Annotated in this window: 28 protein-coding genes; 2 read left to right on the top strand and 26 right to left on the bottom strand. The window is 71.9% G+C overall.

All coding sequences use genetic code 11. The features are described from left to right. Positions 1-32: 32 nt before the first annotated feature. The 13 genes from JL106_RS08385 to JL106_RS08325 form a co-directional block, all read right to left on the bottom strand. A complete protein-coding gene (locus JL106_RS08385; protein WP_205260250.1) occupies positions 33-440 on the bottom strand; it encodes a DUF4326 domain-containing protein in 408 nt (135 codons plus the stop codon). 123 nt (positions 441-563) lie between these two features. After that, on the bottom strand, positions 564-1,103 hold the full coding sequence (locus tag JL106_RS08380; RefSeq protein WP_205260249.1) for a hypothetical protein: 540 nt from the start codon (positions 1,101-1,103) through the stop codon (positions 564-566). After that, positions 1,100-1,453 carry a TadE/TadG family type IV pilus assembly protein gene (locus JL106_RS08375; protein ID WP_328841893.1) on the bottom strand — a complete coding sequence of 118 codons (354 nt, stop codon included), beginning with the start codon at positions 1,451-1,453 and terminating at the stop codon, positions 1,100-1,102. The genes JL106_RS08380 and JL106_RS08375 overlap by 4 nt, the downstream gene beginning before the upstream one ends. A 47-nt stretch (positions 1,454-1,500) precedes the next feature. Continuing rightward, positions 1,501-1,758, bottom strand: a complete 258-nt coding sequence (locus tag JL106_RS08370; RefSeq protein ID WP_268928089.1) for a hypothetical protein — start codon at positions 1,756-1,758, stop codon at positions 1,501-1,503. A gap of 204 nt (positions 1,759-1,962) precedes the next feature. Beyond that, positions 1,963-2,892 carry a type II secretion system F family protein gene (locus JL106_RS08365; protein WP_205260247.1) on the bottom strand — a complete coding sequence of 310 codons (930 nt, stop codon included), beginning with the start codon at positions 2,890-2,892 and terminating at the stop codon, positions 1,963-1,965. A gap of 193 nt (positions 2,893-3,085) precedes the next feature. Further along, on the bottom strand, positions 3,086-4,033 hold the full coding sequence (locus JL106_RS08360; protein ID WP_205260246.1) for a hypothetical protein: 948 nt from the start codon (positions 4,031-4,033) through the stop codon (positions 3,086-3,088). An 87-nt stretch (positions 4,034-4,120) separates the two neighbouring features. Further along, positions 4,121-4,543 carry a helix-turn-helix transcriptional regulator gene (locus tag JL106_RS08355; RefSeq protein ID WP_205260245.1) on the bottom strand — a complete coding sequence of 141 codons (423 nt, stop codon included), beginning with the start codon at positions 4,541-4,543 and terminating at the stop codon, positions 4,121-4,123. A gap of 514 nt (positions 4,544-5,057) precedes the next feature. Then, entirely contained in the window at positions 5,058-5,486 is a 429-nt protein-coding gene (locus JL106_RS08350) for a hypothetical protein (RefSeq protein WP_205260244.1), read from the bottom strand. After that, the gene (locus JL106_RS08345; protein WP_205260243.1) at positions 5,476-5,727 is read right to left on the bottom strand and encodes a hypothetical protein; all 252 of its coding nucleotides are present in this window, start codon (positions 5,725-5,727) and stop codon (positions 5,476-5,478) included. The genes JL106_RS08350 and JL106_RS08345 overlap by 11 nt, the downstream gene beginning before the upstream one ends. Beyond that, positions 5,724-6,131, bottom strand: a complete 408-nt coding sequence (locus tag JL106_RS08340) for a hypothetical protein (RefSeq protein ID WP_205260242.1) — start codon at positions 6,129-6,131, stop codon at positions 5,724-5,726. The genes JL106_RS08345 and JL106_RS08340 overlap by 4 nt, the downstream gene beginning before the upstream one ends. Further along, entirely contained in the window at positions 6,128-7,147 is a 1,020-nt protein-coding gene (locus tag JL106_RS08335) for a dATP/dGTP pyrophosphohydrolase domain-containing protein (protein WP_205260241.1), read from the bottom strand. Before JL106_RS08335 ends, JL106_RS08340 begins: the two co-directional genes overlap by 4 nt. Beyond that, positions 7,140-7,964 carry a hypothetical protein gene (locus tag JL106_RS08330; protein WP_205260240.1) on the bottom strand — a complete coding sequence of 275 codons (825 nt, stop codon included), beginning with the start codon at positions 7,962-7,964 and terminating at the stop codon, positions 7,140-7,142. The genes JL106_RS08335 and JL106_RS08330 overlap by 8 nt, the downstream gene beginning before the upstream one ends. Beyond that, positions 7,961-8,221 carry a hypothetical protein gene (locus JL106_RS08325; RefSeq protein WP_205260239.1) on the bottom strand — a complete coding sequence of 87 codons (261 nt, stop codon included), beginning with the start codon at positions 8,219-8,221 and terminating at the stop codon, positions 7,961-7,963. Before JL106_RS08325 ends, JL106_RS08330 begins: the two co-directional genes overlap by 4 nt. 157 nt (positions 8,222-8,378) lie before the next feature. Between JL106_RS08325 and JL106_RS08320 the strand changes: the two genes are divergently transcribed. Beyond that, a complete protein-coding gene (locus tag JL106_RS08320; RefSeq protein ID WP_205260238.1) occupies positions 8,379-8,732 on the top strand; it encodes a hypothetical protein in 354 nt (117 codons plus the stop codon). 7 nt (positions 8,733-8,739) lie between these two features. On the opposite strand, the gene JL106_RS08315 is transcribed toward JL106_RS08320, so the two are convergent. Next, positions 8,740-9,519: a glycoside hydrolase family 16 protein gene (locus tag JL106_RS08315; protein WP_205260237.1), complete on the bottom strand. Its 780-nt coding sequence runs from the start codon at positions 9,517-9,519 to the stop codon at positions 8,740-8,742. 388 nt (positions 9,520-9,907) lie between these two features. Between JL106_RS08315 and JL106_RS08310 the strand changes: the two genes are divergently transcribed. Continuing rightward, positions 9,908-10,168, top strand: coding sequence for a hypothetical protein (locus JL106_RS08310; protein ID WP_205260236.1), 261 nt, complete (start codon positions 9,908-9,910; stop codon positions 10,166-10,168). Between the two features lie 3 nt (positions 10,169-10,171). On the opposite strand, the gene JL106_RS08305 is transcribed toward JL106_RS08310, so the two are convergent. The 12 genes from JL106_RS08305 to JL106_RS08250 all read right to left on the bottom strand — a co-directional run bounded on the left by JL106_RS08305 (position 10,172) and on the right by JL106_RS08250 (position 18,606). Continuing rightward, complete coding sequence (locus JL106_RS08305) at positions 10,172-10,843, bottom strand: hypothetical protein (RefSeq protein WP_205260235.1); 672 nt, start codon at positions 10,841-10,843, stop codon at positions 10,172-10,174. After that, complete coding sequence (locus JL106_RS08300) at positions 10,843-12,375, bottom strand: SGNH/GDSL hydrolase family protein (protein WP_205260234.1); 1,533 nt, start codon at positions 12,373-12,375, stop codon at positions 10,843-10,845. Before JL106_RS08300 ends, JL106_RS08305 begins: the two co-directional genes overlap by 1 nt. A gap of 34 nt (positions 12,376-12,409) precedes the next feature. Then, positions 12,410-12,673 (bottom strand): holin, encoded by a 264-nt coding sequence (locus tag JL106_RS08295; RefSeq protein WP_205260233.1) that lies wholly within the window; start codon positions 12,671-12,673, stop codon positions 12,410-12,412. Then, complete coding sequence (locus tag JL106_RS08290) at positions 12,670-13,476, bottom strand: hypothetical protein (protein WP_205260232.1); 807 nt, start codon at positions 13,474-13,476, stop codon at positions 12,670-12,672. The genes JL106_RS08295 and JL106_RS08290 overlap by 4 nt, the downstream gene beginning before the upstream one ends. Positions 13,477-13,673: 197 nt before the next feature. Next, positions 13,674-14,354 carry a hypothetical protein gene (locus JL106_RS08285; RefSeq protein WP_205260231.1) on the bottom strand — a complete coding sequence of 227 codons (681 nt, stop codon included), beginning with the start codon at positions 14,352-14,354 and terminating at the stop codon, positions 13,674-13,676. Positions 14,355-14,357: 3 nt separating this feature from the next. After that, a complete protein-coding gene (locus JL106_RS08280) occupies positions 14,358-14,552 on the bottom strand; it encodes a hypothetical protein (protein ID WP_205260230.1) in 195 nt (64 codons plus the stop codon). Between the two features lie 18 nt (positions 14,553-14,570). Continuing rightward, positions 14,571-14,891, bottom strand: coding sequence for a hypothetical protein (locus tag JL106_RS08275; RefSeq protein ID WP_205260229.1), 321 nt, complete (start codon positions 14,889-14,891; stop codon positions 14,571-14,573). Continuing rightward, the gene (locus JL106_RS08270; RefSeq protein WP_205260228.1) at positions 14,888-15,199 is read right to left on the bottom strand and encodes a hypothetical protein; all 312 of its coding nucleotides are present in this window, start codon (positions 15,197-15,199) and stop codon (positions 14,888-14,890) included. Before JL106_RS08270 ends, JL106_RS08275 begins: the two co-directional genes overlap by 4 nt. Next, on the bottom strand, positions 15,196-15,645 hold the full coding sequence (locus tag JL106_RS08265) for a hypothetical protein (protein ID WP_205260227.1): 450 nt from the start codon (positions 15,643-15,645) through the stop codon (positions 15,196-15,198). Before JL106_RS08265 ends, JL106_RS08270 begins: the two co-directional genes overlap by 4 nt. Continuing rightward, entirely contained in the window at positions 15,642-16,358 is a 717-nt protein-coding gene (locus JL106_RS08260) for a hypothetical protein (protein WP_205260226.1), read from the bottom strand. Before JL106_RS08260 ends, JL106_RS08265 begins: the two co-directional genes overlap by 4 nt. Positions 16,359-16,423: 65 nt before the next feature. Next, positions 16,424-17,377 carry a hypothetical protein gene (locus JL106_RS08255; RefSeq protein WP_205260225.1) on the bottom strand — a complete coding sequence of 318 codons (954 nt, stop codon included), beginning with the start codon at positions 17,375-17,377 and terminating at the stop codon, positions 16,424-16,426. Continuing rightward, entirely contained in the window at positions 17,374-18,606 is a 1,233-nt protein-coding gene (locus JL106_RS08250; RefSeq protein ID WP_205260224.1) for a hypothetical protein, read from the bottom strand. Before JL106_RS08250 ends, JL106_RS08255 begins: the two co-directional genes overlap by 4 nt. Positions 18,607-18,612: the final 6 nt, after the last annotated feature.

Raw genomic sequence — 18,612 nt, 5'->3', positions numbered from 1 at the left:
CGGGCCCGGGATCGTGGGGAGGGTCCGGGCGGTCAGCGTGGTCGGCCGGCGTTGGCCACCTCGAGCAGGACGTCCGCGTGACAGGGCACCGGCGCGCCGTCGGCGTCCAGGAGCGGACACCAGCAGGCCAGGTCGTGCCCGGACAGCTCGGCCACCACCGTGGCGCCGTCGAACGGCAGCTCGCCGTCCCGTAGCGCCGCGCGGAACATCGCCACCGCTGTAGCGCGGGACGCGCCGCGCGAGCAGGTGATGACCACCGGTTCATCGCCGAGCGTGTCCACCACCCGGTCCGGCCCCGACAGGCGGAACGGGTTCCCCCATCGCGAGGGTCTCGCCACCACGACCACGCCGGGCGGCTTCCGCCACCCACGGGTCCGATGCAGTTGCACGCGCCGCGGTCCGCCGGCCCGGACCGTGGACGCGGCCCGCTCGTTGCTCATGTCGACCTCCCCGCCGGTGGTGCTCGTCGGGGGCCGTCGGGTTCCGGACCATCCGGCTCACCGAGTGTCCCGCGCCGGCCGTCCGGCCGCTGCGGCGCGCCAGGTCGGGCCGCGGTCGCCGGCTCAGGTGACCGGGGCGGCGCGGAACTCGCCGACGTGCAGGGTGAACACGCCGGTCACCGTGTTGCGGTCGCCGCTGAGCACGGACGGGATGCCGGGCACGTCGATGACCGCGATGACGCACACGTCGAGCACCTCGCCCGGCGCCAGGGTCGGGCTGACCTGCTGACCGGTCGCGCAGTCGCCACCTGGCGCGACGAACCGCAGCTGCAGGTCGCGCGGCTGCACCCGCTGGTCCGACAGGGCCAGCGCGGCGACCTCCCGAGCCCGGTCCAGGCCGACCTGGACGGTCGGGGCCGCGTCCAGCAGCCGGGCGGCGTCCCGCGCCGCCTGGCCGACCGCGAACGACGCGGCCTGGATGCGCAGCACCGCCAGCAGCAGGTACGCCACCGGCAGCAGCACCAGGACGGCGAGCACCACCACCTCGATGACGGCCCGGCCGGCGTCCCGGTCGTCCCGCCCGTCGACGGTCGGGCCGGTGCCCCGGGCCTGCTCGGGTGGGCGTCGGTGCCCGGGCCGGGCCCCGATCCGGACCCGCCTCACGAGAGGCCCTCGCGCGCTGCGTGTCCGGTCACGGTGATGTCCGGCAGCACACCGTCGAGCAGCGTCACCACGCCGGGGGCCGGCATGGTGCAGGTGACGGCGACGACCAGTCCGGCCGCCGCGGTCGAGCAGACCAGACCTGGCCGGGTCGACCCGATGACACCGTCGCCGAGCAGCTCTCCGGCCCGCCGGGTGGCGGCCTCGTCGGGCACGTCGGCGTTGGCCGCCCAGCGAGCGGCGTCGGCCGCGGCCGAGGTCAGCACCGTGCGGCTGTAGCCCCACAGCGCGACCGAGACCAGCGCCAGGAACAGCATGACCAGCAGCACCAGCACCATCGCGAACTCGGCGATCGACGAGCCGGCGTCGGACGGGCGGTCGGCCCGTCCGTCCGACGAGGTCAGCCGCCGCTGCCGGTGACCGAGCTGAACGCGTTCTGGACGGCGGTGAGCACCTGCTCGCGGAACACGGCGAGCAGGGCGATCACCACGATCGCCGTCATGACGGTGATCATCACCCAGCCCGGGACGTCGCCGCGGTCGCGGTCGTCCTCGGTGGGGGACTCGCCGTGGCGGGACGACGACACGGAGATCATGGCGATCAGGCCGGCCACGGCACTCAGCAGCAGCAGGCCGGGACGGAACAGGCGGGACAGCACAGCGACACGCTCCAGGGTGGTTCGGGTCCGACCCGGACGGGTCGGGCCGGGCGGCGGCGGGCGAGCAGGCGATGGCGGCGACGTGAGGTGCGGCCGTGGGGTCGGCGGCGACGGGGCGGTCGCGGATCGCGCCGCCCGGACGTGGCCCCGTGGGCGGATCGGGCGGGTGGCCCGAGCGCGGTCGGGCTCGGCGACGGTCGACGGTCATCCGGCCACCGTGGTGATGGCGATGAGGCCCGGGAACATGGCGAAGACGATGGTGATCGGCAGGACGAGGAACACCACCGGGACCATCATCGCGATCTCCTTGCGGCCACCGCTCTCCAGCAGCCGGCGCTTGCTGAGCGCCCGGACGTCGGCCGCCTGTGCGCGCAGCACGTCGGCCAGCGGGGTCCCGCGGTCGATGGCCACGGCCATCCCGTCCAGGAAGCGGGCCAGCGGTTCCAGCCGGGTCCGGTCGCGCAGCGCGGTGACGGCCACGATGAGCGGGACGCCGGATCGGGTGTCGGCCACGATCGCGCCCAGCTGGCGCACCAGTTCACCGTGGGCCAGGCGAGTCACCCGGTCGATCGCGCCCAGCGGACCTTCGCCGGCGGTCACGGCCAGGGCCAGCATCTCGGCGATCACCGGGAACTCGGCGATCGCCTCCGTCTCCTGCTGGGCGACGCGCTGGCTGAGCCACCAGTCGCGGCCCAGCGCCCCGGCCAGGACGCACACCCCGAGCAATACCAGCAGCACCACGGGACTGCTCTGCCCGACCACGACGGCCACCAGGCTGAGCCCGATGCCGATCGCGCAGCCGGCCGCGCCCCAGAGCACCTGCTCGGTGCGGAACTGCTCCACGGTGAGCGGCGAACCCAGGGCGGCGAGTCGCCGCCGGACTGACGCCTGCCCGCCGAGCAGCCGGTCGGCCAGCCGTGAGAGCCGGTGCAGCAGCGGTGCGAGCACGCCGCCCGCGCCGCGCCCGTCCGGACCGGACAGCAGCTGCGACGGCCGGTCCCGTTCCCGCAGGGCCGGGGCGATCCGATCGGCCAGCGTGATCCGGCGGGCCGGCGGCGTGGCCAGGGCGGAAAGCAGCAGTCCGGCGGCGGCCAGGCCACCGACCAGGGCGCCGATGAGTGTGGACCCGGTCATCGGAGCACCCGACGGTCCTCGGGCAGCCGGCCGATCCGGACCTACAGACGGGTCTCACGCATTCCTGCAGGTGAGAGGGGGTTCACGGCGTCCCCGGCGTGCCGTTCATCTGTTGTCATCTGTGCAGGTGGGCGGGTTGCGTGCACCACCGCAGCAGACGCAGAGCAGACGGACGATGATCAACTACGGCAGTTCACTCGCCGTAGTTCGGTTCCTGCCACTCCTGCCCGGCCTGCTCCTCCATGTACTGGCTCTGCAGATCACCCGACGTGGGAGGTTCACCGCACGCGAGTCCGCAGCGCTGGTAGTTCGGCACCTGTGACCCGTCCGGCCAGCGACAGACGTCGTCGTCATAGCAGCTATACCCGCGCGGGCTCGTCATGACGATCTGGGGGCCGATGCTGCCGGCGTCCTCCTGTGACCGGCGCTCTGCTTCCTCGGCCGCAGCTGCTTCCTCGTCGGCCTGGCGCTGCGCCTCGGCAACGGCTTCGGCTTCCGCCTGGCGTTGTGCCTCCGCGGCCGCCTCAGCCGCGGCCTGCTCTGCAGCGATCCGCGCCGCCTCCTGCTCAGCGGCCACCCGAGCGGCTTCCTGCTCCGCGGCCCACCGCTCAAGACCTTCCTGCGCTGACGACATCGCAGCCTCCGCCGACAAGGACAACGCCGTCGGATCCACATCGGCAGACGGAAGCGTCTCGATGCCGATCGCCTGGCACGCCGTCTTCGCCTCCCGATAGGTGTCCGACACCCATGGGATCCACGCCTCGTAGTCCTTCACCAGCAGCGGCTCGGCGTCCGCGGCATCCTTGAACTTCCGCAGCGGCGCCGACACCTCCGGCTCAGCATCCAAGGCGAAGTCGGCGGGCATCTCGTCCATGTTGTTCCTGATGAGCACCCAACTGAGGTGCGCGGTGGGGGCGGTCTCGGCGATCGGGTCGCTCGCCCACATCTCGATCACCGGATCCGCGCCGGCCGAAGCGTTGGAGAAGGTGCGGCACGCATCCACTGACTGCGGCGCTGGGCCACCGGTCGTCTCGGCGGTCACGGTTACCGTGGTCGCGGCGTCGTCACTGCTGGAGCAGCCGGTCAGGACGGTCACCAGCACGGCGACGGCGACGCCGAACGCTCTGATCGATCGGCGCATCGGTGGCCCTTTCGTCCGGTTCGGGTACGGCGGCACGATAATGCGCCTCGCACGAACCTGCCTACCCGTCGTGACCAACCCGTAACGTCACGCGTCCGGGCTCTTCCGTGGCCGGCCAGGTTTCCCCGGGCGTCCCGCCTGCCACGCATCCACCTGCTCCACAGTCCACCCATCGACCTGCGTCGCCTCATCCAAACCGATCGACACCGCAGGCTCCGGCAACCGCCCCTCAGAGTGGTACTTCCGCACCGTCCCGGCCTGCAACCCGACCCGGGCAGCGATGTCCTTCTCCGACAGGTACACGCGGCGGCGTTTGCTCACGCGACCCACGGTCTCACGACGCCGACGACGCTTCACCGCCCGGTCGCCAGCCGGCACCGACCACGTCTCGGTCTCCGACCGCCAGTGCTCCGCGATGAACTCCACGACGGCGACGGGCAGGTCGTAGGTCTCCGCGGTGAACTCCGGGCTCCCCGGCCAGCGGGCGTCGGCCTGGATCGCGTCGAGCACCCGGTGCCGGGCGTCCGGGCCACCACACAGCCCGCACGGGCCACGCCACGGCATCACCGACTCCACCGGCTCCGGGAGCACGACGCGGGGCGTCTCGGTCATGCCGCACCCCCGGGCAGGTCGAACAGCGTCATAGTGGGGAGGTCGCACGGCGCCGGTTCGATCGGCGGCGCATGGTGCTCGCAGTTGCAGCCGGAGACACCGGCCGGCATCGGCGGGCGCCCCCGGTCTGGGTCGCCGGGATCAGCCGGGTGCGGCCGCCCGCTGCACTGGTCGTGCCACTCGACGAAGCACTGGTGGCACGGGTGCCCGACGGTGGTGTGCACGCCGACCTGTCGGTGGGCGCCGCATCGGCAGAACGTGACTGGCCCCATCGGCCGGCCGGGCTCGGCCCACGTCGGGTTCACGGTGCGGGGCGGGTGGCCGCGTCGGTCGCACTCCTCACGGATCGCGATCTCCAGCGTCCACGTCGGGTCCAGCGGGATGAGCTCTCGGAGGTTGGTCGGCTTCCAGGTCACTGGTCACCGCCGGTGCTGGTCTCGGCGGCCACAGCAGCCAGGACAGCGCGGACCGTGGCCGGCATCTCGTCGTCGTGCCGCCACGCCTGCCCGAGAGTCGGGCGAGCCGGGCGGGGGCCGAGGATGCGTCGGGTGATCCGCTCGACCTGCTCGTCCGTGGGGGCCGTGACGAGCTGTCGCAACGGGTCGACGGCGTCAGCCCGGGTCAGCAAGAACGCGGCGCCCTGCCGGTAGTAGTGGACCTCGCGCTCCATCCACTCCTCAGGCGAACGGGGGCGGAGATCGTCGTCGGGCTGCAGGCGCTCGGCCACGGTGACATCGCCCGCGATGAGCTGCCACCACGAGTCGTCGCCGTAGTCACGGAGCCACAGGAGCGCCGCCACCGCGTCGATGCGCGGGTCGACGGCCTGGTCGTCACTGGGCATGGGTCTCGGTCCCTTCGGTGACGGGCACGAACAGGTCGCCTCGGCCGGAGTGCTCAGCGCAGGGCCGGCACTCGGCCAGGTGCACCGGACGTCCGTTCGTGGCGAGCGCGGCATCCCCACTGGGGAACTCGGTGTGCTCGACGTAGCGGTCGCCGGGCTCGACCCATCGGGTGCACTCGTCGCACCACCGGTCGCAGCGGTGCAGCTTGCGGGCCGTGCGGACGCGCGTCTGCGTGCTCATCGGTCGGCCTCCTGGTCGGTGACGGGCACCGCGAAAGACCAGGCGTAGGAGTCGCCGGTGTACTCAATGTCGATCGGGCCGTCGGGCCAGACCTGCGTAGGGTGGCCCTCGTCGCTGGCTGCCTGCCAGTCGTCGTACATGAACCACTCGACGGCGTTGCACTGGCCCGAGACCAGCGGGTGGCCCTCGGTGCAGTGCGGGCCGGTGATCGGCGGGTGGCCGTAGCCGTCGCAGGTCTCGCAACGGGTCCACCAGTCGCAGTAGTCCCGGGGGTTGGCAGGCTGGCAGGTGGTGCGGCAGTCGGCGTCCACCGGTGCGGTGCAGACGAACGTCGGGTACGGCGAGCAGTCGCCCTCGTCGTGCTCGCAGTCGGAGTGATCGAACGTCACGGCGTGGTCGCTCATCGGTCGGCCTCCTGGTCAGTGAGGGGCACCAGCGTGTAGAGGCGGTAGCCGGGTTCATCGGCGTGATCGCGCGCACGATCCAGGTCGGTGAAGATGTTGCCGTAGACCAGGTCTAGATCCCTGTCGACCACGACCCACCCGATCGGCTCGGCCGCCGGGGCGGGCTTGGTGAGATCGAGCAGTGCGGCCTCTTCCTGTTGCTCGACCGCGTCGCAGCCGGTGCGATGGTCGGACGCACCCCGACACCGCTTGCTGCCGCACGTCGGGCACAGCGCCATCCACGAACCGCGCGGGTGGTTGTCCGACTCCCACAGCGGGTCCTTTCGCCACGGCGGTCCGCAGTGGAAGCAGCAGCAGATCGACCATGGCGTCGCGCCCGGGGTGATGACCGGGGCGGGCTCGGTGACGGGCACCGACCGGTCGTGCTCGATCGCCTTGCCTTCGGGCGCCGTGCGCCAATCCGGCCAGGTCCGCGCCTCGTTCCGCTCCTGCTTCGCGACCAGGGCGTCGATCACCGCGGTCACCGGGTCGCCGCGGTAGTGCGCCAGTCGCAGTGCGCCGTCCAGCGCGAGGATGACCAGATCGATCCGCTCCGACATGTCCTCGGGCTCGGCGGCCAGCTCGGCCAGCTCCTTGGTGATGTGGTCGATGAGCCCAGCCGTCCGCAGACCCGGCCCGAACGTGCGCTGCGAGAAGTCGGACTGGCGCTGTAGGTGCTCGGCGAACGACCAGGCCGGCGGCTCGGGCTCGGTGACGGGCACCGACCACGTCATCGGGTCGGACGGCTCGATGACGGCGGTGAAGCCGGGGTTGTGCCCCATCGACGGATTGGCCGCGGCCCAGCCGGCGCGGTCGTTCTCGCGCAGGCAGAGGGCGGCCACGTAGCGAGCCGCGTGGGCCAGCTCGCTCCGCTCGCCCGGCAGCATCGCGCCGATGATCCGGCGGGCCTCGTCGTAGTCCTCGGCCTGCGCGGCCAGCAGGGCGTTCGCCTCCACGAAGTTCGTCGGGTCACCCACGGTCGGCCTCCTGGTCGGTGACGGGCACCAGAGCGCAGACGACGGGCCGGACGTCCAGGCGCGGGCGGGCGAGCAGGTCCGCCGAGTAGCTGCTGAACGCGGCCGGGATCGGTGCGGTGTCGGCGTCGGTCGGGAGGACCATCACGTAGCCGGTGAGCCGCTCGACCGCGACGTACCCGATCGGCTCGGACGCCGGGGCGGGGTCGTCCAGTGCGGCGACAATGGTGGCCGCCACGTCCGCGTAGTTCGGCCACCGGCGGTCGTTGATCGCCTGCTGCGTGGCCTCGTCAACGCCGTGCACGTCCAGGCTCTCGCGGGCGATGATCCGAGCGACCCGCTCCACGGCATCTGCCGCCGGGGCGGGCTCGGTGACGGGCACCGACGCGCGGGCAGCGTCCACGTTCACCGCGGCTTCGAGGGCGTGCAGTGTGTCCGTCGACCGCCATCCGATGTACGTCACCGCAGCGTCGTAGACGCGCCGGATGCGGTCCAGGTTGGCGGCGACCGTCTTGACCGTGGCCGCCTTCGCGCGGGCCTCGGTGCGGTACCCGACCGACAGGCGCCGCGCGTCGTCCCGTTCGGCGGTTACGGCGTCCAGCTCGGCCAGGAGGAACAGCGCGTCGTCCTGCGCGATCGTCGCCATCCCGGTGCCCGCGATCCGGCGCCACCGCTCCGCCCGCTGCCGGATGCTCGCCAGGGACCGCTCACGCTCCTCGACCAACATGCCCTCCGGGGCGGGTGCGGGGCCGCGGTCAGCGCATGAGGTCACCGCGCGCATCGCCCGCTCCTGAGCGGTCAACTCGCTCGGGCCGGTCACCGGATCACACCCAGCGGGCTATCCGTGTACGCGGCCTCCGGCACGGTCGACCGCTCCACCAACCAGTCCAACGCCCGGCCGAGGAGATCCGGGCGCCGATAGCGGGGGCAGTAGCAGTGACCGGCGGAGCAGTCGAGGCCGACGCGGTAGTGGTCGTGCTGGTCGTATGCGTGACCGCACAGCCGGCAGGGCTTGGTGCGTGGTTGGTGTCGCGGTTCCGTGCCCTGCTCGGGCGGCGCGGCAACGGTGGTCGTCATGCCACCAATATACCGCGCGGCGCGGTAATAGACTAGGGGTCCGGCGGCAACACTCACACAACAAGCACACCAACCACGCACCCATCACCGGGGGACATCGACCGTGGCCCGCTCGTACCCTCCGACCACCACACCAACCGAGACGAAGGGGCCACCGATGACCGAGACCGAGAAGCAGCAGCCCGAACCGGACCCCATGCCGGTCACAACTCAATGGGACAGCGCTGTCCTCTACGTGCTGCCGTTCTTCATCGACGGCAAGGGCCCGCAACGCTGGCTCGGCCTGATCGAGCACGGATCGTGGCCGACCGCACGGATCGTGGATTCCTGGGAAGTCGACCGCCAAGAAGAGATCTGGGAACGGGCCAGCAAGCTGTGGCCGCGCTCCTATCCCGACGGCGACGAGCTCAGCGCCGCCGTCATCACCCACTGCGCCGGGCTGAGCGCCGCGCACGGCCACGAGTTCACTGGGCCGGACCAGCGCTGGAAGCTGGATCGGCGGACCCCCTGACGCCCATTCAGCCGGTGTATGCCTGGATCCTGACGGAGTCGACCTGGACGTGACCCTGCGCCGAGGCCGGGATCGCCTCACCACCGGTCCCCGTCTCCACCTGCAACGTCAGGCGCATGTCGACGATCGGGATCGCCGCCGGGTCACTGGTCTCGCCGAGCAGCCGGCCGTCCAGGTAGAACGCGAGCCGGTTCGGTTCCCACTCGATGACCGCGGTCTGCCACGCCCCGTACCCCTTGCCCGTGGAGACCCAGAACGCGTTGTCCTCGATGTCGCCGAGCCGGTCGTGGGAGTAGCCGAAGATCGAGCCGTTGAGGTTGCCCTCGGGGAAGTCGATCTCGCCGTCGTTCCAGTCGCCCGGTCCGGCCGCGGTGTCCGACGGCCACAGCAGGAACGCCGTCTTGAACCCCGGCACCGGGTCGGCGCGGAACCGCACCTCGTACCGGCCGTACGTCTGCCCCAGGTAGTCCGCCGGCACCGGCGTCGCGACCAAGGGCTGTCCGTTGATGGTGCGGACCCACCAGTCCAGGACACCGCCCTTGACCGACAGGACCCGGTCCGGGTCGTACAGGCCCCGCTTGCTGGTGTCGCGGGCGCCGTCGGCGTACCCGCGCATCGCGCCGCCGTACACCTGGCCGACCTGACCGAGCGGCGCCTCGCGGTCGAAGCCCTCGAAGTAGACGTCCCGCCACTTCCCAGCGACCGGCGGCGGCGTACTCGTCGAGGTGCTGGTGGGTGGGGTGCTGGTCGGCGGCTGCGCGGTCACCGTCACCGTGGGAGCGGTCACCGTGGACGTCACGGTCCTCGGGGGCGCCGTCACCGTCGACGTGACCGTCCTTGCCGGGCCCGTCACGGTGCTCGTCACCGTCGCGGCCGGCGGCGCCAACCCCTCCAAGCGGTCCAGGCGGCAGTCCAGCCACGACCCCGGCCCCGCCTGCGTCGACCGCACGCTGTCACACGGATCCGGCCTGGGCACCGGCGCAGCGGATACCACCGTCGCCCCAGCGATCGTCAACGCCGCCACCGCGGCCAGCACAGCCCGAGCAGTCCTCACAGCAGCGCCCCTCACTCCCAGGTCACTCGGCCGGGTGGCCGCGTCACCCGTCAGAGGACGACGCCCGGCCGGGACACGGTGGGACGGGAACGGTGTCGGACCACAAGGCACACTCGACCGCGTGACGCACTTCGCGGGAGACCCGCAGGCCGGCGACGGCCTCCGCGGCATCTACGCCCGGACCCGACCCGCAGAGCACACCGGCGTGTGCTGGGCCGGGATGATCGGCGAGGCCCGGAACCGGCTCAACCAGGACCCGGCCAACCGGCCGCTGCAGGCCGACGCCGTGGCAGAGGAGGCGCTGCATCTGGCCGACGACCCGGAGAAGTGCCGATGCCGTCCGGGTCCGGCCGCGAGGGGTAGCCGGACCCGACGACGGTGAGCGCTACGGCAGGGCGGGGTACCGCTGCTTCAGCGACTCGCGGATGGCGGCGGCCTCGGCGTCGGTCAGGACGTCGCCGTAGACGACGCCGACCCCGGCGTCGATCTCGTTGGGGCCGGAGCTGGACGAGCCCAGGAAGGCGACGGCCTCGACCTGCGGCGTGGTGATGGTGCCGGTGGTCTCGACGCCGTTGACGTACAGGCTGGTGGTGCCGTCCGCGGCTCGGGTGGCGATGACGCAGCACCAACCGGCGACGCTGGCGCCCAGGACGTTGCCGCCGGAGCCGGCGACCTGCCATTGGCCGTTCGTGGCGCGGCGGATCGCCAGGCCCCGGGCGCGGAAGAAGTCCGCGCCGAGCCGGTCCGTCTTGGCCACCGTGACCAGCGAGACGCCCGGAGTGTTCGGGACGGCCGCCGGGGTGAGGAAGCGGCTGGTGCTGGTCGAGGCGAGGTGCCGGCCGATGCCAGTGGCCGATGCGGCGGTCAGGCCGGCCGTTGCGTTCGGGGCCATGTCGACGCCGGCGCTGCCGAGGTCCTCCAGCACGTCGGGCACGTCGCCGTTCTCGGTCCACAGGTTCGGGTCCCAGCGGTGCAGGTAGCCGGCCTTGCCGATCGCGTACGGCAGGACGGGCCCGCTGCCGCCGGTGCGGGGGATCACGATTCCGAAGCCGGGCATCAGGCCACCGGTCCTCTCGCAGTGAAAGCCTGCGTCAGCAGGGCGTTGATCGCGGCGTAGGCCGCGGCGTTGTAGTGGCCGGCGTCCGACCGGAACGACTCAGGGGTGATGCCATCGGTGATGTTCTGCAGGTCGGTCGCGGTTGGGGTGATGCCCTGCGACTGCAGGACGGCCGCCGACCGCAGATAGGCGGCGGTGTCGATGAAGCGGGTGGGGAACGCGGCCAGCAGCGCAGCGTTCAGCGCGTCCAGCCGGGCGCGGGTTGACGCGAACTCGCCGCTGACGGACTCGCCCTCCCATGGCGGGACGGACAGGACCAGGCCATCGGCGCCACGGCGGGACCAGTCCAGGATCGAACGAGCGTGGCCGACGATGACGGCCGGCTCGTCCTGGCCGGCCTTGAAGTTGTTCCGGCCCACGCACACGATCGGGACGCGGTCGCGCCACTGGTAGCCGGTCTGGAACGGGGTGCCGGCCGGGCACGGCACCGCGATCCCCGGCGTAGTGCGGGTGAACGTGTAGGTGTAGGTGCCGCCCGAGTCGCGGGTGCCGGTGAGCGTCCCGGGGACCCCGGCGAGAGTGCCGACGAAGGACCGGGACCCGGCGCTGGTGAGCTGCGCGAGGTTCGTCGACCACGCCGTCACCGACACACTGCCGGACGCGGGGATCACCCCACCGGACACCGTGCACAGCGCGGGGACCCCGCCCTGGCGGGCGGCGATCTGGGGACTGGTCTGGCCGCCGATGCCGATGTTCACCGACGCCCGCCCCAGGCTGGTGGCCAGCGCCGCCGAGGCGCCCGCCCCCGCCGCGGACCCCCAGTTGGCCGTGAGGGAGTCGCCCACGAAGATCAGCGGCGCCAGGTCGGTCTCCGGCTCCGGCCCACCGCCGGACTCCGGGTAGGTGCGGCCATCGCGCCACCGCGCCTCGATGATCCGCGCCGGGTTGTCCTGGGTGAGCAGCGCCCAGTCCATGCCGAGCTCGTCGGGCAGCTCCACCATGAACGCCACCGCACCGACCGGCACCGAGTCCGGTTGGTGGGTGATCTGCGAGTAGATGCCGCGGGCCTCGTCGGCCTCGATGAAGTAGCTGCCGTCACCGAACCGGACACCCCAGACGTCGTCCGGGCGGATCTCGCCGCGTGGGACGTTCGCCTGCCCCAGTGCCCAGTTCACCGCCTCCGCCGCTGCGTGCGCGGCGGTCGGCGCCGCAGCGACCGCCGCGACCACCTTCGCCGGGATGTCCTCAGCAGCAACGGCCGCCGCGACCATCGCCGCCGCCGGTGCCGTCGCCTGATCCGCGGCCGCGACCGCCTGATCCCGCGCCTCCACAGCCTCGTCGGCCGCCGCCACCACCTGCGCGGCCTTGTCGGTAATGACCTGCCGCGCGACCGCGATCGACTCCGCGTCGGCCTTGACCGACCGCGGCGCGTACTCGTCCGGGAACACCAACTCGCCCGTCACCGGGTCCGTGATGAGCTGGGGGACCGTGGCGGGCTGGAGCTGGTCACCGACGATGGGCGGCTGAGTCACGACGCGGAACCTCCAAGGGATCAGAGCAGGGTGGTCAGTCGGCGGCGTGCTTGCCGGGCGGGTCGACCGCCTCGACCACCAGCGACGCACCCTCGGTGTTGGTCAGTGCGCCTGCAGCCACGGACGTCACGAGCGAGTAGAGGATCCCGAAGCCGGCGATGCTGGCCGCGGCCTTCCAGTCCACACCTATGAGCGAGCCGACCCCGGCGGCCGACCACGTTGCGGCGATGTTCTGCGCGCCGGTCCGCAACGACCGCTCGACGGCGTCCTTCCAGAACACCCGGGTGAAGATGCTCATTCGGACACCCACCCGCGGGCCGCCGGGTCCTCGACCTGGCCGATCGCGATGACCGTGCCGCCGGCATCGACGACGGCCTTCTCGTCGGCCCACAGCTCGTCCATCGAGCCGTACCCGCGCCACCGCTTCGTGCCCATGTCGACGCGGGCGATGCCGCCGCCGTGACCGAAACGAACGACCACGGAACCGGTCACGAGGTCCGACAGGAAGTCCCGCTGTCCGGCGAGTGCCGCGAGGACCTGATCGAGCTTGGCGTCGCTGCTCTGCGCGGCGACCGCCGCCGACACCAGGTAGTCCTCCGCGGCGAAGCCCTTGCCGACACTCGCGCGCCACGTCGCGTCTCGGCTCTTGCCGGCGATGGAGTCGATCGCCTGCTCGAACTCTTCCTTGGTGTACTCGGCCACGATGAGCCCCTTCTTCCTGGTGAGGTCGGTCGGCCGGTATGCCGCCGCGATCTGCTGCGCGACCGCGACCTGCGCGGCGCTGTAGTTGCTGGACTCCGCCTCGTCCGCGAGAGGCTGCTGAACACGCAGCACGTCCGCTGCGACCGGACTGGACAGGCGGATCTCGACGCGGCGACTGCCGGTCGGGGTGACGAGCGTCCCGGCATAGACCGGGGTGTCGGTCACCTTGAGCGCGGCGAGGAACCGGCGGACCGATGTGGCAATGTCCATCGTTCCGGCCATGTCGCCCCAGCCGCCGCCCACATCGGACGACAACTGCTGCAGCGGGCCCGTCGATCGACCGTTGCTGCCGACCTTGTCGTGCGGCAGGTCCAGGGACCGCCGCAGGATCGCCGCCACCGCTGGGGTGACACCGGGGCTGCGGCTGGTGTTGCGGCCGTCGTTCGCCCAGTTCCAGCCGCGGCCCTCGGTCCACATCCCGAACGCGACGCGTTCGGCGAGCTGGACCGGGTCCTGGCCGCGCTCGGCTGCCCACGCGTACGTAGTGGCCATCGCGGCCCGGAAGTTCCGGACCTGCGCCTCGTCGAGAGTCGGCATCACGCCGCCCGCACTGCCTCGACGATCGCGTCGGCCAGCGACCCGTACGACGCAGCAGCCCGCTGCCACCACGTCGCCGGCTCCGCACCACCCGAGCCGGAACCGATCGGCGCCTGCGGGGTGGGGTTGGGCACCTTCACGCCCGCGCCGTACCGCCACTCGTTGGCCATCTTCATGACGACGTCGTACGGATAGCCCGTGGACGGGTCGTAGTGCGTGGTCCCCTTGAACACCAGACGAGAGTCGTTATGCGTATAGAACTTCGGCACAGCCCGCGCCAGCTCGGCCAGCGACCCCCACTCAAGCTGCAGACCCCACCGCTCGGAGTCGACGGCCATGCAATACGCCTGCCAGCGAAGCCCGTCCATGCCCTGCGCGAGCCACGTCGACCGATCCCACTCCGCGTACCCGGTGACCTCGTACCCGACGCCGTACGGGTTGCCGCCGCCGACGTGCGCACCCTGCTGCGTGGTCGGCAGCCACAGGTACGCCCCGCCCGGGTCGGACACCCAATGCGGCGAAACGCCCTCGCTCTTGGCCCACTGCACCAGCTCCCGGCCCAGACCCTTCTTCGGAGGGGCCTGCAGGCAGTGCACGAACCCAACCCGCGGTCGCCCAGTCGGCCAGGTCTTGCCCTTGAGCGTGCCGGTGAGGTCGGTGTGCAGCTTCTCGATCGGCACCGGTCAGTCCTCGCCGAGACGAGCCAGCGCGGCCGCGATCACGTCCGGCGGCGGGCCGTGCGGGTGGGAGCCATCGTCGGCGGCAGCCGCTTCCGCGAGCGACGCCTGGTACTCCTCGGCGGTGAGGTTGCGGATCACCCGCCCGTCGGGCATGACGACCTCAGCAGTCGGGTCGTCGGTGTGCAGCACGTCAGCCATGCACTGAGGGGACCGCGGTCACCGCTTCGACGGTGGGACGCGTCCGGTGTCGCTGCGGTCAACCCACGCGAACACGGCCGCCGCGATCACCCACGCCGTCCCGGTGAGCAGCACGCCCAAGCGGATGACGTCCGGCCAGTCCTGCAGCACGCTGAACGCGCCCAAACCGACACCGAAGATCACGGCGAGCAGTCCACCGCGGCCCAGGACCTCACTGCGCGGCAGGCGGGCGGGATGGGTCTTGCGCAGCCGCGGCGCGGTCACCACCGCGGTGAGGACGAACGCGACCCCAGACGCGGCCAGCAGGACCACCCGCAGCGTGGTCTCATACCCGGTCACGACGCGGCCGCCGGCGCACTGGGCAGCGCAGGCCACGGCTTCCGCGGCGGCAACGGCGGGATGGTGCCGGCTTCGATGCCGCGGCGGAGCTCGAGGACCTCGGTGTCGAGGTGATTGATCTCGATGCGGTGCCGGACCTCGTTGGCGCGCATCTCCGTCTCGACTTCGTGCAGCCTGTCGCGGAGCGATTCGATGTCCTTCTGCAGGTTGCCGTAGTCGGCCGACTTGAACCTCACGCCGGCCCACACGATCCCGCCAAGCGTGACCAGCACACCCAGCACCGCTGACAGGAACGCGGTGTCCGTCATCGTCGACTCCCCGCCGCGGCTGGCCATCCGATTAGGACGCACCCGGTGACCACAGCCAACCCCCCGTAGAGCACGGCCGAGTTCCATTCGGTCGATCCGAATCCCGAGATCCCCCAGCCGATCAGGTAGAACCAAGCCCACGCCACCGGCATCGTCACCGCGCCCAGCAGCGCGGCCGTGATCCGCTTCCCCGTCCATGGCGTTACCGGTCGGACGGCGAGGACCGCGACGACGACAGCCGAGCACAACCACAGCCCTGCGTACACGCTCAGGGGGACCGGCCCGGACACGTCCCGCAGCGCCGCGGGTAGCGGGTTCGTCAGGCGGGTCTCGGCGCCCGGCGCGTACAGCAGGGCGACGCGGGCGTAGATCGCGGTGATCGCCAGCAGCGTGATGCAGCGCAGGATCTTCGATGGCCCGGGTTGGGTGGACACCACGACGGTCACCAGCCGCAGACGGCGAGCTGCAGCCGCATCGGGCCCACTGCCTCGGGCTGGTTCGGGTTGCCCCGCTGGAACGCCCGGAACCGCACGTAGCCGGGACTGCCGGTGGTCCAGTTGGCTTCCGTGCCGGCGCGGGACACGTAGATGGCGCCGCCTGCGGAGTCCGGGTCGATGGACTCCGCCCGTGCGTGCACGACACCGTTGGTGAACGGCGTGGGCAGGGAGAACTCCCCGAACGGGTTCAGGTCGCCGAGCACTCCGCCCCCGCCGCCTCCCGCCTGCACGATCCGATGGAAGAACGCCCACCGCAGCCGCCCAACCGACGGAGGCGGCGTGCCGGCGATCACCAGCTCGTGCGAGACCACCGTCGACGGGATGAAGTGCGTGTGATCGCCACGTGCCGCGGTGCGGCTGCTCCCGCGTTTCACCGCGGCGCCGTACTCCAGGGCGGCGGGGTCGGTGTTCGACCCGACCGGGGACATCTCAACCCACGCCGACCCAGTGTCCAGGTACAGCCGCTGCGTGCTGGTGTCGAAGTAGAACCGCTTCCCAACCCCGGCCTGCGGGCGCTGCGCGGTGGTGCCGATGACGATCTGCGCGCCGAGCTCCTCCAGGGGCTTGAGGACCTTGTCCATCCACCCTTGGCGTTCCGGCCACGGATCGGACCCCGCGGTGGCCATGGGGAAGCCCCACCGGGGCGAAGAGGTGGTCGTCACGGGTCACACCGTGCGGGCCACCCCGGACCGCTGGTGGGACCCGCCGGGGTGTCGTCGCTCCGTGATCACGCCGCCGGCTTGTCCACCCGCATCCACTTGATGTCGAAGAACGGCTGCTTGCCGTGCGGCTCCAAACTGTCCATGACCTGCGTGCCGGTCGGGCCCAACCAGGTGGGGTTCGCGTTGTCCGCGATGTACCCCTCGGTCTGGTTGATCCCCAGCATCGGCCACGTCTGCCGGAAGTCGACCGGCGGCAGCCACGTGGTGACCCGGACGCCGTTGCACCACACCTCGGTCAGGAACGGGCTACTCGGATGCCCCGACGGCAGGATCCGCGCCGCGAACAGGTTGTAGGCGGTGCGGGTGCCGGTGTTCGGGATCGCCCACTCCCGGAACCCCGTCTGCTGGTGGTTGGGCCAGTCGGCGCCCCAGTGGAAGTTCGACCGGCCCCGGCCCAGCGCGGACTCTTCGAGGTAGTCGATTTCGGTGCCGGCGGGCCAGTTGTCGCCGTACGGCCACAGCATCAGGACCGTCCCGACGATCCCTTCCAACGCGAACGGCCCGTAGGTGCGGGCGAGCATCGTGACCTGCGGGAACGCCGTCGGCGGCATCCCCCACAGGGTGGAAGTGCCCGACTCGATACGCCGGTCAACCTTGCCGTCCTTGTGGGCGCGGGTGCGCACGATCTGCGAGTGCCGCAGCACCCCGTCGACGACCTCGACCAGAGACCCGTCCCACCACGACGAGTCCGGGTTCGCGCCGGAGAACGAGTTGTTGTACGTGCCCAGGTAGTTCGCGTACTCCGGACGGTTCAACCCGGTGCGGGGACCGGTGAAGTCGTCCGCGAACACCGTCTGATACCCAGGCGGCGGGCCGCCCGGCATCTGGTCGCCGACCCACACGCCCTGCGCGTTGTACGCGTTCGGCCCCGCCGGCCCCGGCGGCGGGGTGACGCTCCCGCTCCCGGCCGGGACGTACAACCCGGACGAGCGTCGGGACAGGGCCACGCCACGCTTCACGCGACGGCCCCACCAGTGACCAGCGTCTCCGCACCGGGCAGCGCGTCCACGGTGGCCGCGCCGAACCGCTGCTTGGCCAGGGTGTGCAGCAACTTCCGCTGATCGTCACCGACCCCGGCGACGGCGGCCATCCCGAACCACTCGCCCTGCCAGAACGCGGCGGTGCCGGCCAGGTTCGCGCCGATGTTGCCCCGCGCCGACCGGGTGTCCGACGTCGCCGCCCCCGCGGTGGAGAACGCCGCATCCAGCACCTTGGTGCCGTTGACGTACCCGTCCGCGGCGGCCGCAGTGAAGTCCAACTCCAGCGTGTACGCGTAGATCCCCGCCGTCGACGGCCCAGCAGACCCGACGACGCCGCTGGCCGAGGTCTGGGCGTCGTCGCGGCGGCCACCGGCCTGCACGTTCCCGTCGGTGCCCCGCGCGTGCCAGTACAGGCGGGACTTCGTCTGATCGGCAGTCGAGATCTCCAACAGGGCCCGGGCGCCGGAGGCGGCCGGCGTGAACGGGTACCGCACGACGACCATCAGCGTGACCTTCGCGCGGGCCCGCAGCATGTCCAACGCGGCGCCGCTCAACGACAGGAACTGACTGGACCCGTTGAAGTACAGCGCCTTCCGGCCGGTGCCGCCTGCGTCGAGCACGAGGGTCGGCTGCGTTCCGGACGCGCCGGTCAACGCCGGGACACCGTTCCCGGACGGCACCGACGCGATCGCGGCGTTCGGGGTGGTGGAGGCGACGTCATCGGCCCACCACTCGGCCAGCACCGTCCCCGGCACCTCATCCACCGTCAGGCCGGGGAGGCGCAGCAGGTGCAGGCGTTGGTTGCGGTGATCCGTGGTCAGCGCCGCCGCGGCCGGTTCGGCCGTGATCGCCATGCCTGATTCACCGGCGATGGTGACCGTCCCGGTGCCGCGGGCGATGACTTCCAGCGCCGACGCGGCCGGCCAGTCGTCCGGCACGATCAGGGTGATCGGGCCGGTATTCGTGCACAGCACGATGTCCCCGTCCACCTGCGGGTCCAGGGTGCCTGAGGTGGACCGCTCGGTGATGCGCAGACCGACGCCGGCTTGGGCGGCGAGCGCAGCGGCCAGGGCGGCGGCAACGTCGTCGTCCTGCTCGTTCACCGCGGCCTTGATGGCCAGGAAGATCGCGTTGACCGCGACGCCCCACTTGTCCTCGCCGGGTTCGGTGGACACGGCGGGCGGGGTGTAGGTCAGGGGACCGGTCACGGTGCT

It is taken from the genome of Nakamurella leprariae, from assembly GCF_016918035.1.
GTDB lineage: Bacteria > Actinomycetota > Actinomycetes > Mycobacteriales > Nakamurellaceae > Nakamurella > Nakamurella leprariae.
Note: the sequence above shows the minus strand (reverse complement) of the source record. Positions and strands in the feature narration are given on the sequence as shown.

Bases quoted from the DNA above. Each gene is read 5' to 3' on its own strand.
- JL106_RS08365 (WP_205260247.1), bottom strand. From the start codon at position 2,892: ATGACCGGGTCCACACTCATCGGCGCCCTGGTCGGTGGCCTGGCCGCC.
- JL106_RS08325 (WP_205260239.1), bottom strand. From the start codon at position 8,221: ATGACGACCACCGTTGCCGCGCCGCCCGAGCAGGGCACGGAACCGCGA.
- JL106_RS08385 (WP_205260250.1), bottom strand. From the start codon at position 440: ATGAGCAACGAGCGGGCCGCGTCCACGGTCCGGGCCGGCGGACCGCGG.
- JL106_RS08345 (WP_205260243.1), bottom strand. From the start codon at position 5,727: ATGAGCACGCAGACGCGCGTCCGCACGGCCCGCAAGCTGCACCGCTGC.
- JL106_RS08320 (WP_205260238.1), top strand. From the start codon at position 8,379: ATGACCGAGACCGAGAAGCAGCAGCCCGAACCGGACCCCATGCCGGTC.
- JL106_RS08280 (WP_205260230.1), bottom strand. From the start codon at position 14,552: ATGGCTGACGTGCTGCACACCGACGACCCGACTGCTGAGGTCGTCATG.
- JL106_RS08295 (WP_205260233.1), bottom strand. From the start codon at position 12,673: ATGAGCATCTTCACCCGGGTGTTCTGGAAGGACGCCGTCGAGCGGTCG.
- JL106_RS08340 (WP_205260242.1), bottom strand. From the start codon at position 6,131: ATGAGCGACCACGCCGTGACGTTCGATCACTCCGACTGCGAGCACGAC.
- JL106_RS08270 (WP_205260228.1), bottom strand. From the start codon at position 15,199: ATGACGGACACCGCGTTCCTGTCAGCGGTGCTGGGTGTGCTGGTCACG.
- JL106_RS08360 (WP_205260246.1), bottom strand. From the start codon at position 4,033: ATGCGCCGATCGATCAGAGCGTTCGGCGTCGCCGTCGCCGTGCTGGTG.
- JL106_RS08350 (WP_205260244.1), bottom strand. From the start codon at position 5,486: ATGCCCAGTGACGACCAGGCCGTCGACCCGCGCATCGACGCGGTGGCG.
- JL106_RS08305 (WP_205260235.1), bottom strand. From the start codon at position 10,843: ATGCCCGGCTTCGGAATCGTGATCCCCCGCACCGGCGGCAGCGGGCCC.